Here is a 12,014-nt window from a genome sequence, read left to right as displayed (position 1 = left end):
CTCGTCAGGCGGCGAGAGCGAGAGCAGACAGCGCGACGAGCCAGCTGACGAAACTGCCGACGAGGAAGTACTCGGTCACGGTGTCGATGTCCGAGCGGCGACCACCCTCGGACCCGGGCCGTGCGTAGGAGCGCAGCTCCGGCCAGCGGATCAGGCCCTTGGCGGCGATGACGAGCCCGGCAGCGGTCACCTGACCCGCGAGACCGAGGCCGAGGATGAAGATCCGCTCCAGCGGCCCGAGGAGACGCCCGCCCTTGAGCGTGTCGGACGGCTGGTCCTGGTCCTGCGTGGGGATCATGGCTCCGGTGCTGATGAGCACGAGCCGCACGATGAGGTTGCCCGTGCTCAGCTGGACGAGCGCCAGGCCGGCGATGAGCAGCGCCCGGTCCGGCTCGGGGGTCCAGGGCAGGTCCGCCCAGGTGATCCATCGCGCCAACGCGCCGCCGGCCTGCGGTGCCCACCCGGCGAGGACGAGCTGGAGCACGAGCCCACCGGCCAAGGTCGACAGGGCGATGACGTGGCCGCGCTCGCGGGACAGCGCCCATCCGGAGACGAGCAGCCACGCGGCGAGCGAGACGCTCGCCAGGGCGACGAGCAGCCATCCCGACGGAGTGGCCAGCAGGCCGGTCAGGGCCGCGCCGAGCCAGAGGGAGACGATGCCCGCCTCGGTGCCGACGCGGTGGAGCCGCCGCCGCGTGGCGGCGTCGTTGCGGCTGCTGCGCTGCTCGACGATGCTGCGTGCGAGGTCGGCCACACCGACGGCGACGAGCAGGAGCGCGAGGACACTCATGGCAACCCCGCCAGATCGGCATCGATCGCGACCAGCTGCTCGAGCCCATCGCGGTGTACCCGGCGGGAGACCGCGGTGGGGCTGATCCCCTCGTCCTCGGCGAGGGCGCGTTGGGTCCGCCCGAGGAGGAGTCCGCGCAGCAGCCGCAGCGATCGCTCGTCCAGACCGGCGACGAGCAGGTCGCGGTGCCGGACTGCAGCATCGACGGCCAGGCCCGTGGGTCCCTCCTCCTGCCAGCGGGTGCGCACGACGAGGCCGTCGGAGCGCACGTCGGCCTCCGCCCCCTTCGCCGCAGTGATGGCCTCTCGGGCGCTCCACCAGCCCGGTCCGTCCTGCACGGTGCCGTCCTGCTCGAGTGCGGTCACCTCGCCCCGACCGAGGCCGTAGCGGGTCTCGACCCGGGGGAGGAGGGTCAGTCGCAGGAGAAGAGCGGCGTGCAGCGCCTGACCGCGCTGCTCCCAGGCGCCCTGGAACTCGTCGCCGACGGTGATCCGCAGAGGGTGCAGAGGGCGCGTCGCGGCGTTGACGGCGGCGAGTGTCTCCTGCACGAGCGCGTGGAGCTCCCGCCGGTCCGGCGCGGTGCGCGAGGAGACGACGTCGCCGATGAGCGTGACCACCGCTGTCATGTGAACATCATAGCTTCATTTCAATATATATGAACTGTATAGGTTCATTCTGCGTCAGGTGAACTTCGGCGGTTGACGCTCATAGGTGACGAAGTCGAAGCCCTCCCGTGGCGTACGAGAGGTCTCGCGCCAGCTGCCCGGGTCGATCTCGGGGAAGAAGACCTCGGCCTCGGGCGAGGCCGCGACCTCGGTCAGCTCGAGCCGGGAGGCCAGATCGATCGTCTGCCGGTAGATCTCGCCACCACCGGCGATGAAGATCTCACCGGGGCCGGCCACCGAGATCGCCTCGTGCACAGCGTGGACGACGAGCGCGCCGGGAGCGGACCACCCGTGGTCGGAGGTCACGACAATGGTCGTGCGTCCGGGCAGCGCGCGGCCGATCGACTCCCAGGTGCGCCGGCCCATGATCATCACCCCGCCCATGGTCACGGCCTTGAAGTGGGCCAGGTCCTCCGGCAGGTGCCACGGCATGCCCCCGTCGACACCGATGGCGCCATTGGCGCCCAGTGCTGCCACGAGAGTCAGCCGCTGGTCGTGGCCCCGTTCGACGAAGGGAGGGACCTCACCCTCCCGCAGTGCCTCGAGGACGACCCGCTCGTGGGGGACGACCTGGACCGGAAGCTCCTCGAGGGGGAACCAGCGCAGGTCCGCGGCCTTGTCCGGCTCGCGCAACCTCGGCTCGCCGGACCACCGGGTGACGTGGAAGAAGAAGTCGGCGCGCTGCTCGAGCGGGCCGACGGGGTTCGAGCGCTGGAGCGTCGTCAGCGGCTCGGCGCCCTCGATCGTGATGCCCAGCTCCTCGAGCGCCTCCTGGGCCAGCGCCTCGCTCGGGGACTGGGCGTCCTCGAGGTGGCCGGCGGCGCCACAGGCCCACCAGCCGTCCATGTAGCCGGTACCGCGGCGCAGCTGCAGCAGCACCTCCCGACCGTGGTCGCCCGCACGGGTGATCACCGCGTAGGCAGCGGCGGTGAGCGGGATGCGACCCCGGAGCGAGGTGGGAAGGGGGCGGGGCAGGCTCATACGGCGATCGGCGCCTTGATGCTCGGCGCGGCCTCGTAGCCGATGAGGGTGAAGTCCTCGATCTCGTAGGCGTCGATGGACTCCCGGGGAGCGATCTCCATCCTCGGCAACGGCCCGGGGGTGCGGGTCAGCTGCAGGTCAGCCTGCTCGAGGTGGTTGAGGTAGAGGTGTGCGTCGCCGAGGGTGTGCACGAACTCGCCCGGCTCCATGTCCACCTGCGCGGCGACCATCATCGTCAGCAGCGCGTAGGAGGCGATGTTGAAGGGCACGCCGAGGAAGATGTCGGCACTGCGCTGGTACAGCTGGCAGGACAAGCGTGGACGGGCGCCGTCGAGCCCCGGGGTCACGTAGAACTGGAACATCGTGTGGCACGGCGGCAGCGCCATCTCGCCGACCTCGGCGACGTTCCACGCGGAGACGATGTGCCGACGGCTGTCGGGGTTGGTGCGCAGCCCCTCGACCAGGGCGGCGATCTGGTCGATGGTGCCGCCCTCCGGGTCCGGCCAGGAGCGCCACTGGTGCCCGTAGACCGGCCCGAGGTCGCCGTCCTCGTCCGCCCACTCGTCCCAGATGGAGATGCCGCGCTCCTGCAGCCACCGGACGTTGGTGTCGCCGCGCAGGAACCACAGCAGCTCGCCGATGATCGAGCGCAGGTGCAGCTTCTTGGTCGTCAGCACCGGGAAGCCCTCGGCGAGGTCGAAGCGCATCTGGTACCCGAAGACGCTGCAGGTGCCCGTGCCGGTCCGGTCGTCCTTGACGACACCGTGGTCACGCACGTGGGAGATCAGGTCGAGGTACTGGCGCATGGCGCCACGATAGACGCGAGCACCGACGGCTACCCTGAGCGCATGACGACTTCCCCCTTCGGCAGGGTGATCACGGCGATGGTCACCCCCATGACTCCTGACGGTGCGCTGGACACGAAGGCCGTCGCCGCCGTCGTCGAGCACCTCGTGGCCACCGGGCACGACGGGGTCGTGGTCAACGGCACGACCGGCGAGTCGCCGACCCTGACCGCCGGCGAGAGCATCACCATGGTCCGCGAGGTCAAGGCCGCCGCGGGCGATCGGCTCAGGGTCACTGCCGGCATCGGGTCGAACAACACCGCCCATGCGATCCAGATGGCCGCGGAGGCGACCGAGGCCGGGGCGGACGCCCTGCTCGTCGTCTCGCCGTACTACAACAAGCCGACCCAGGCAGGCCTGCTCGCGCACACCCGCGCGATCGCCGACGCCGCGGTGCTGCCGATCATGCTCTACGACATCCCGGGGCGCACGGCCACTCCCTTCGCCGTGGAGACTCTCATCGAGCTGTCGACGCACCCGCGCATCCTCGCCGTCAAGGACGCGAAGGGGGACCTGTGGGCCTCGACGCAGGTCATGGCCCGGACCGACCTGCTCTGGTACTCCGGGGCCGACGAGATGAACCTCCCCCTCCTGGCCCAGGGCGCCCACGGTGTCGTCTCCGTCGTCGGCCACGTGGCCGGTCAGCACTACCGCGAGATGGTCACTGCGGTCGACGCCGGTGACCTGGTCGCCGCCCGCGCCGTCCACCACCGCCTGATCCCCGTGGTCAACGCGATCATGGGCACCTCGCAGGGCGCCATCATGGCCAAGGCCGCCCTGGTCGAGCTCGGGGTCATCGACAACGCAACTGTCCGCCTGCCCTACGTGGAAGGTCCTGAGGAGCACCTCGAGATCCTGCGCGCCGGGCTCAACGCATCCGGAATCGGAGCCGCCTCATGAGCCATCCCCACCCCGACCTGCAGCTGCCACCGCCGTTGAAGAAGGGCGCCCTGCGCGTCACTGCCCTCGGCGGTCTCGGTGAGGTCGGCCGCAACATGACCGTCATCGAGCACGACGGACAGCTGCTCGTCGTTGACTGCGGTGTCCTCTTCCCGGAGGACCACCAGCCCGGCGTCGACCTGATCCTGCCGGACTTCGACGCGATCGCCGACCGCCTCGACGACATCCAGGCGATCGTCCTCACGCACGGCCACGAGGATCACATCGGTGCCGTCCCGTACCTGCTGAAGCTCAAGCCGGACATCCCGCTCGTCGGCTCGACCCTCACGCTGGCGCTCATCGAGGCGAAGCTGAAGGAGCACCGGATCAAGCCCTACACCCTGGGGGTCCGGGAGGGCGGTCGCGAGAAGTTCGGCGTCTTCGACTGCGAGTTCATCGCCGTCAACCACTCGATCCCCGACGCCCTGGCGCTCTTCCTCCGCACGCCCGGCGGCACCCTGCTGCACACCGGCGACTTCAAGATGGACCAGGTGCCGCTCGACCGACGCCTGACGGACCTGCGTGCCTTCGCCCGGGCGGGGGAGGAGGGGGTCGACCTCTTCCTCACCGACTCCACCAACGCCGAGGTCCCGGGCTTCACCACGCCCGAGCGCGACATCTCCAGCTCGATCGACGACGTCTTCCGCAAGGCGCGTCGCCGGGTCATCGTTGCCTGCTTCTCCAGCCACGTGCACCGCGTCCAGCAGGTGCTCGACGCCGCCGAGCGCTCCGGACGCAAGGTCGCGATGGTCGGCCGTTCGATGGTGCGCAACATGGGCATCGCCGCGGACCTGGGCTACCTGCACGTCCCCGACAACGTGCTCGTGGACGTCAAGAAGCTCGACCAACTGCCCGACGACGAGGTCGTTCTCGTGTGCACCGGTAGTCAGGGTGAGCCGATGGCCGCGCTGTCGCGCATGGCCAACCGCGACCACCGTATCGACGTCGGCGAGGGCGACACCGTCCTGCTCGCCTCGAGCCTGATCCCCGGCAACGAGAACGCCGTCTACCGGATCATCAACGGTCTGATGCGTCTGGGCGCGGACGTCGTGCACAAGGGCAACGCCCGGGTGCACGTCTCCGGCCACGCCAGCGCGGGCGAGCTCCTGTACTGCTACAACATCGTCAAGCCGCGCAACGTGATGCCGGTCCACGGCGAGTGGCGTCACCTCGTGGCCAACGCCGAGCTGGCCATCGACACCGGCGTCGACCCCGAGCACGTGGTCCTCGCCGAGGACGGCGTCGTCGTCGACCTGATCGACGGTCGCGCGCGCATCGTCGGGGCGGTGCCCTGCGGTTACACCTACGTCGACGGTTCGAGCGTCGGCGCCGCGACCGAGGAGCTGCTCAAGGACCGTCGCATCCTGCGCGACGAGGGCTTCATCTCGGTCATGGTCGTCGTCGACTCCTCGACCGGCAAGATCGTCGCCGGCCCGGAGATCACCGCGCGCGGCTTCGCCGAGGACGAGGAGATCTTCACCCAGGTGCGACCCAAGATCATCTCCGCGATCGAGGAGGCCACCCGCAAGGGCACGACCGACCCGCACCAGCTGCAGCAGGTCGTGCGCCGCGCCGTCGGCGGCTGGGTCGGCGGCAAGATCCGTCGTCGTCCGATGATCATCCCGGTGGTCGTGGAGGCCTGAGCCTGCTGACCGCCTCGTTCGCCCCGCGAATATCGGGTAACCCGATACTCCCCGGGTCCGCCCGAGTTACCTACTCCGGCGAACCCGGAGGAACTCGGGTGAAGCCCAGGGGTAGCGGCTGAGGAGCGCGGGCACGGCCCCCTTCGTCTGTCCTGCCGTCAGAGAGAGCGAAGGGCGGCAAGCACCCGGTCCACGTGCTCGCTCGTCGTTCCCAGCCCCGCGCTGATCCGTACCGCGGTGGTCTGCGGGCGATCGGCAAGGAGCTCGTCGACGAGCAGGTGTGCGCAGAACCTCCCCTCGCGCACGCCGATCCCGTGCTCGTCGCCGAGGACGCGGGCGACCTCGGCGCTGTCGTGCCCGTCCACGGTGATCGTCGCGACCGGTGCACCCGCCCGACCGCCGAAGAGGGTGTGCACGTGTACCCCGTCGATGGTCGCGAGGCCGCCGAGCAGCTGCATGCGCAGGGCGTGCTCGTGGGCGACGATCGCCTCCTCGTGCTCGCTGATGACGTCGCAGGCCGTGGCCAGGGCGACCGCGCCGAGGACGTTCGGGCTGCCCGCCTCGTGGCGGGCCGGGCCGGCGGCCCACTCGACGGCACCGGTGCCCGCCCCGACCCGGGCCGTGGCGCCTCCTCCGGCCAGGTAGGGCTCGGCCGCGTCCAGCCAGTCGCTGCGGCCCACCAGGGCGCCGGCGCCGAACGGCGCATAGATCTTGTGGCCGGAGAAGGCGATCCAATCGATGTCCAGAGCGGCGATGTCGACCCGGCGGTGCGGGGCGACCTGCGCGGCGTCGAGCGCGAAGCGGGCCCCGTGTGCGCGTGCCAGGTCGGCGAGCCGCTCGACGGGCCAGTGCTCACCGGTGACGTTCGATGCCCCGGTGGCGACGACGAGCCGGTGCTCACCGGGGTGGGTGCGCAGTGCCTCGTCGAGCAGGGTGATCGCCTCGGCGTGACTGTGCGGGATGGGCAGACGCACGGCGTCGGCCCACGGCAGGAGCGCGGCGTGGTGCTCGGAGGCGAAGACGAAGACCGTCGTACCGGCCGGCAGCGCGCGGGCGAGCAGGTTGAAGGAGTCGGTCGTGTTGCGGGTGAAGACGACCTGGTCGTCCTCGCGGGCGCCGACGAAGGCCGCCACCGATTCACGGGCCGCCTCGTATCGGCAACTGGTCACCCTGGAGGCGAAGCCTGCGCCACGGTGGACGGAGGAGTAGGTGACGGCGGCGGCCGCGACCGCCTCGGTGACGGCGACCAGTGCGGGGGTCGTCGCGCCGTGGTCGAGGTGGGCGTACTCGACGGTCGAGCCGTCGTGGTCGCGGTAGCTCAGGCCCGCCGAGACCAGCCGGGGCAGGGTCGTGGTGGTGGGACGCAGGTCGGACAGGGTCATGGCGAACTCCATCGGGTCGTGGACCCAGGCGTCGACCGTGAGTCCGCGCTTGCCGGGCGACACCGCGCCGCCGGCCAGGTCGTCACCCGGAGCACCCCACCGCGGAAGGAGGGTTGCCGACCAGCTAGCCGGGGCTTGTCGCTGGTACTCGTGACCTTTGGGACGAGACAGTAGCGGATGTCGGGTACGTCGGGTCCACTCGGATGGTGCCCGTCTCGGGTCGTGGGACGTCAGGAGAGCAGGACGGCGAGCAGCGCACCGCTGACGAGGTAGGGGCCGAAGGCCAGGTGGGTGCCCCGACTCGCCCGACGGGTCAGCAGGAGCGCCAGGGCGACCGCCCCGCCGAGGGCGAAGCCGAGCCACAGCCCGGCCAGGACGTGGGCCCACGAGAGCCAGCCGAGGGCGGCCGCGAGCGAGACGACGAGCTTGGCGTCGCCCATGCCGATCGAGCGTCCGAAGAGCACGAGGGCCAGCAGGAGGACGCCGCCCCCCACGAGGACCGCGGCCAGGCCGGCACGGCGAAGGGAGTCCCAGTCGCCGGTCGTGGCGCTCGCCCCGGTGAGCAGGACGAACTCGATCGGTACGAGCGGCAGGGTGATCGCGTTGGGCAGCCGGTGGACATCCGCGTCGATGGCCGCGAGCGCGATCCCGGCGGGCACGAGCGCAAGGTAGGGCAGCAGCACCGGCCACGGGCGGTCGGCGAGGGCGTGATCGACGAGCACCCCGGCGAAGGGAGCGAGCGGCACCACCCACCAGTGGCCGGGGAGCGGGGCGGTCTCGTCGGAACGGCGATAGGCGCCCCCGCGCAGGCCGAGGAGGACGCCGATGCCGAGCGCGCCCATCACCAGGACGACGAGGATCGTGCGGGGGTCCACCGGGGGAGGCTACCGCCTGTTGCGCGTGTGACGCGTGTGTCAGGCGGGTCTTTCCCCTACCCTGCGAACATGGCCACTCGTCCGTCGACCACCGCTCGCAAGAGCGCCGCCTCGCGACCCCGCGGCAGCACGCGGCCCTCGGGGCGGAAGCCGGCTGCCAAGCGCAAGGCCCCCGCTTCCCGCAAAAAGGGTGCGTCCGGGGGCGGGCTGCCCCTGCCCCTCGCGGTCGTCCAACGCACCTGGATGGGCGTCGCGCACGCCACGGGTTCGGGAGTGCGCCGGATGGGGCACGGGGCCAGCCAGATCGAGCCGGAGCACCGTCGTGACGGTCTCGGCTTCCTCGCCCTCGCCCTCGCCCTCGTCGTCGCAGTGCGCGAGTGGTGGGGCCTGCCCGGGGCCTTCGGCGACGTCGTGCACGCGGTCTTCGCAGGGACCTTCGGGCGGGTCGCCTACGCCCTGCCCATCGTGCTGCTGCTCCTGGGCGTGCGTCTGCTGCGCACCCCGAGCAACGAGGCGGCCGATGCCCGGTTGGGCTTCGGCACGGTCATGGCCCTCTTCGCGGCCTCCGGGCTGACCCACATCGCCAAGGGCATCCCGCAACCCCCGGACGGGGCCACCCCGATGCGTGACGCCGGAGGCATCGTCGGTTTCCTCGCCTCCGACCCGCTCGCCACGGCCGTGACCGAGTGGCCCGCGACGGTCCTGCTGGTCCTGCTCGGACTCTTCAGCCTGCTGCTGCTGACGGGGACCCCGCTGCACGAGGTCCCGCAGCGGCTGGCCTACGTCCGCGCTGCCTTCACCGGTGAGGTGCCCGCGCACGTGAAGGCGGCGCCGGCCGGCGATGATGCCCCCGGTACCGCCGTCAACCGGGCACGTCGTCGGCGGCGGTCGGCAGAGGACGACGCGCTCTCCGGCCAGCGCGACGGCGACACCGCCTACGACCAGGCAGCCGTCGTCCAACCGGTCGACGGCAAGAGCCGCAGGAAGAAGGGCGCCGCCGCGGCGACGACCCCGATCGAGCAGCCCGAGGCCGGCGGCCCGCGGCCGGGGGAGAAGCGCCCGACCGCCAACCCCGTCGTCGCCCCGGTGAAGGCCGAGAGCAAGACCGTGCTCGAGGCGCCGCCCACGGCGCAGCTGCCGCAACGGGTGGAGCAGCTCGCCCTCGCGGGGGATGTCACGTACACCCTCCCGGAGAGCACGTATCTCAAGCCGGGCCCGCCGCACAAGGAGCGCTCCGAGGCCAACGACCAGGTCGTCGAGGCGCTGACCAACACCCTCGACGAGTTCAACATCGACGCCCAGATCACCGGGTTCCACCGCGGCCCGACCGTGACCCGGTACGTCGTCGAGCTCGGCCCGGGCGTCAAGGTCGAGCGCGTCACCGCCCTCTCCAAGAACATCGCCTACGCCGTTGCGTCCGCTGACGTGCGCATCCTCAGCCCGATCCCCGGCAAGTCGGCCATCGGCATCGAGATCCCGAACGCGGACAAGGAGATGGTCTGCCTCGGCGACGTGCTGCGCTCGGACGTCGCGCGCAACAACGAGCACCCGATGGTCATGGGCGTCGGCAAGGACGTCGAGGGCGGCTACGTCATTGCCAATCTGGCGAAGATGCCACACATCCTGGTCGCCGGTGCCACCGGCTCCGGTAAGTCCTCCTTCGTCAACTCGATGATCACCTCGATCCTGATGCGGGCCACCCCGGACGAGGTGCGGATGGTGCTCGTCGACCCCAAGCGTGTGGAGCTGACGGCCTACGAGGGCATCCCGCACCTGATCACGCCGATCATCACCAACGCCAAGAAGGCGGCTGAGGCCCTCCAGTGGGTCGTGCGCGAGATGGATATGCGCTATGACGACCTCGCGACCTACGGCTACAAGCACCTCGACGACTTCAACAAGGCCGTCAAGGCCGGCAAGGTCGAGCCGGTCCCCGGCAGCGAGCGGGTCCTGGAGCCCTACCCGTACCTCCTGGTGATCGTCGACGAGCTGGCCGACCTGATGATGGTCGCCCCGCGCGACGTCGAGGACTCGATCGTGCGCATCACCCAACTGGCGCGTGCCGCCGGCATTCATCTCGTGCTGGCGACGCAGCGGCCCTCCGTCGACGTCGTCACCGGGCTGATCAAGGCCAACGTCCCCTCGCGGATGGCCTTCGCCACGTCGTCGCTGTCCGACTCACGTGTCGTCCTCGACCAGCAGGGCGCGGAGAAGCTCCTCGGCCAGGGTGATGCGCTGTTCCTGCCGATGGGCAAGTCGAAGCCGATGCGTGTCCAGGGCGCCTGGGTGACCGAGTCCGAGATCGACGACGTCGTCCAGCACGTCACCGGCCAGCTCAAGCCCACCTACCGCGAGGACGTGGCGCCCCCGGAGGCGCCGAAGAAGCAGATCGACGAGGACATCGGCGACGACCTCGACGTCCTGCTGCAGGCGACCGAACTCGTCGTGACGACGCAGTTCGGCTCGACGTCGATGCTGCAGCGGAAGCTGCGGGTCGGCTTCGCCAAGGCCGGCCGTCTGATGGATCTGCTCGAGTCCCGTGGCGTCGTCGGCCCGTCCGAGGGATCGAAGGCACGCGACGTGCTGGTCACACCGGAGGAGCTGCCGACCACCCTGGCGCTGATGAAGGGCGAGGACCCGCCGGAGCCCGAGGGTGGCCGGACCGAGGAGGCCTTCGACCAGGACTCCGCCGACGAGGTCGAGCAGGGCGAGATGGTCGACACGACGGCCGTACCCTCCCGGGGTGGCCGGTACGCCGAGGACCCGATCGGGACCGACCCGCCGGCCCAGGAGTGGACCGAGGAGGATGACGAGGACGCCTGGACACTCACCGACAACTACCGGTGATCAGGCGGGGTCGATGACCCCTGCCGTGAGCAGCTCCTCACGCACGTCCTCGACGAAGGCGGTGACGTCGTGGGCCCCCACGACCGGTCCGCCGGCGAGCATCCCGTCCCCGCCGAGGAGGACCGCGCTCGGCGTGCGGGCACCGAAGATGCGAATGGTCACGCCCTGCGGGTCGTGCATGAGGTGACCCTCGAGCTCCGGGACGACGGCCACGGTGGCCTCGATCGTCTGGGCAACGACGCCGACGACCCGCACCGGGGCGAGATCGGTGGCCCACCGGGGGATGCTCTCGATCGCCGGGAGGCATGATCCACAGGCGGGTGAGACGAAGACGAGCAGCACGGCGCCGGATCGGGTCAACTCGGTGAGGTTGTGCAGGGTTGCGTCGGCGTCCGCGAGGGTGGCGAAGGGGAGGGGCTGGCGCACGTAGTCCAGCTCGCCCTCGGCGTCGGCGCCCGGGACGCCCACCGCGGAGGTGGCGGCGCCCTTCGCCCCACCGAAGGTGGTCACGAGGACTGCGCCGGTGAGCACGACCAGCCCCAACCACACCCACTCGACGCCGGAGGCCCCGACGAGCCGGCTCGCCACGGAGGTGTCAGCGGTCGCGGACCAGACACCCAGCAGGGCGACGACGACGAGCAGGACGTTGCGCACGGCTGTCCGGGGGGTCACCTCCCCGAGCCCCAGCTCGCCGAAACAGCTGCACGTGACCGGGTGGTCGAAGGTGAGCGCGCGGGCGATGACGACGAGGTAGCCGACGAAGAGCAGGGCGGTGATCACGGCCACGGGCAACGCGAAGGGAGGCGGGGACAGCAGCACCGCGACCGCCAGGACGATCTCGACCCAGGGGAGCGCGCGGGGCACGAGGGAGTCGGTCAGTGCCCGCGGCAGGGCGAGCTGGAAGAAGGCGCTGCGGGTGGCGGGGGTGTGGTGCACCTTGGCCGCTCCGCTGACCAGGAGGAGAGCCGAGAGCAGGAGCGGCGGGAGCAGAAGCGGGCCGGTGAGCACGTCGGCAGTCTAGGTCGCCGCCCGACACCTACAGTTGGA

Annotated in this window: 10 protein-coding genes and 1 riboswitch; of the genes, 3 read left to right on the top strand and 7 right to left on the bottom strand. The window is 70.9% G+C overall.

What is annotated here, in order from left to right; translation table 11 throughout:
- Window positions 1-4: 4 nt before the first annotated feature.
- Genes V1351_RS10370 through V1351_RS10355 form a run of 4 tightly spaced genes read right to left on the bottom strand, consistent with a single transcriptional unit; the run spans window position 5 to window position 3,242 of the window.
- Window positions 5-790 carry a hypothetical protein gene (locus V1351_RS10370; protein WP_338748071.1) on the bottom strand — a complete coding sequence of 262 codons (786 nt, stop codon included), beginning with the start codon at window positions 788-790 and terminating at the stop codon, window positions 5-7.
- Complete coding sequence (locus V1351_RS10365; RefSeq protein ID WP_338748070.1) at window positions 787-1,416, bottom strand: SatD family protein; 630 nt, start codon at window positions 1,414-1,416, stop codon at window positions 787-789. Before V1351_RS10365 ends, V1351_RS10370 begins: the two co-directional genes overlap by 4 nt.
- Window positions 1,417-1,470: 54 nt before the next feature.
- Window positions 1,471-2,436 carry a dihydrofolate reductase gene (locus tag V1351_RS10360; protein WP_338748069.1) on the bottom strand — a complete coding sequence of 322 codons (966 nt, stop codon included), beginning with the start codon at window positions 2,434-2,436 and terminating at the stop codon, window positions 1,471-1,473.
- Complete coding sequence (locus V1351_RS10355; protein ID WP_338748068.1) at window positions 2,433-3,242, bottom strand: thymidylate synthase; 810 nt, start codon at window positions 3,240-3,242, stop codon at window positions 2,433-2,435. Before V1351_RS10355 ends, V1351_RS10360 begins: the two co-directional genes overlap by 4 nt.
- 42 nt (window positions 3,243-3,284) lie before the next feature.
- On the opposite strand from V1351_RS10355, the gene dapA reads away from it, so the two are divergent.
- Window positions 3,285-4,181, top strand: coding sequence for a 4-hydroxy-tetrahydrodipicolinate synthase (dapA, locus tag V1351_RS10350; protein WP_338748067.1), 897 nt, complete (start codon window positions 3,285-3,287; stop codon window positions 4,179-4,181).
- Window positions 4,178-5,863, top strand: a complete 1,686-nt coding sequence (locus V1351_RS10345; protein ID WP_338748066.1) for a ribonuclease J — start codon at window positions 4,178-4,180, stop codon at window positions 5,861-5,863. Before dapA ends, V1351_RS10345 begins: the two co-directional genes overlap by 4 nt.
- A gap of 158 nt (window positions 5,864-6,021) precedes the next feature.
- Here the strand turns inward: V1351_RS10345 and V1351_RS10340 are convergent, their stop codons facing one another.
- Together V1351_RS10340 and V1351_RS10335 are read right to left on the bottom strand one after the other, a co-directional pair.
- Window positions 6,022-7,245, bottom strand: a complete 1,224-nt coding sequence (locus V1351_RS10340; RefSeq protein ID WP_338748065.1) for an aminotransferase class V-fold PLP-dependent enzyme — start codon at window positions 7,243-7,245, stop codon at window positions 6,022-6,024.
- A 40-nt stretch (window positions 7,246-7,285) separates the two neighbouring features.
- Window positions 7,286-7,401, bottom strand: a riboswitch (SAM riboswitch).
- 74 nt (window positions 7,402-7,475) lie between these two features.
- On the bottom strand, window positions 7,476-8,120 hold the full coding sequence (locus V1351_RS10335; RefSeq protein WP_338748064.1) for an A24 family peptidase: 645 nt from the start codon (window positions 8,118-8,120) through the stop codon (window positions 7,476-7,478).
- Window positions 8,121-8,189: 69 nt separating this feature from the next.
- Between V1351_RS10335 and V1351_RS10330 the strand changes: the two genes are divergently transcribed.
- Window positions 8,190-10,967 carry a DNA translocase FtsK gene (locus V1351_RS10330; RefSeq protein WP_338748063.1) on the top strand — a complete coding sequence of 926 codons (2,778 nt, stop codon included), beginning with the start codon at window positions 8,190-8,192 and terminating at the stop codon, window positions 10,965-10,967.
- On the opposite strand, the gene V1351_RS10325 is transcribed toward V1351_RS10330, so the two are convergent.
- Window positions 10,968-11,975: a TlpA family protein disulfide reductase gene (locus V1351_RS10325; RefSeq protein ID WP_338748062.1), complete on the bottom strand. Its 1,008-nt coding sequence runs from the start codon at window positions 11,973-11,975 to the stop codon at window positions 10,968-10,970. It lies immediately after the preceding gene.
- Window positions 11,976-12,014: the final 39 nt, after the last annotated feature.

It is taken from the genome of Janibacter sp. A1S7, assembly GCF_037198315.1.
GTDB lineage: Bacteria > Actinomycetota > Actinomycetes > Actinomycetales > Dermatophilaceae > Janibacter > Janibacter alittae.
This window is presented reverse-complemented; position numbering and strand designations above follow the sequence as displayed.

Coding starts and splice junctions, on each gene's coding strand:
- V1351_RS10330 (WP_338748063.1), top strand. CDS start 8,190: ATGGCCACTCGTCCGTCGACCACCGCTCGCAAGAGCGCCGCCTCGCGA.
- V1351_RS10345 (WP_338748066.1), top strand. CDS start 4,178: ATGAGCCATCCCCACCCCGACCTGCAGCTGCCACCGCCGTTGAAGAAG.
- V1351_RS10355 (WP_338748068.1), bottom strand. CDS start 3,242: ATGCGCCAGTACCTCGACCTGATCTCCCACGTGCGTGACCACGGTGTC.
- V1351_RS10370 (WP_338748071.1), bottom strand. CDS start 790: ATGAGTGTCCTCGCGCTCCTGCTCGTCGCCGTCGGTGTGGCCGACCTC.
- V1351_RS10365 (WP_338748070.1), bottom strand. CDS start 1,416: ATGACAGCGGTGGTCACGCTCATCGGCGACGTCGTCTCCTCGCGCACC.
- dapA (WP_338748067.1), top strand. CDS start 3,285: ATGACGACTTCCCCCTTCGGCAGGGTGATCACGGCGATGGTCACCCCC.
- V1351_RS10360 (WP_338748069.1), bottom strand. CDS start 2,436: ATGAGCCTGCCCCGCCCCCTTCCCACCTCGCTCCGGGGTCGCATCCCG.
- V1351_RS10340 (WP_338748065.1), bottom strand. CDS start 7,245: ATGACCCTGTCCGACCTGCGTCCCACCACCACGACCCTGCCCCGGCTG.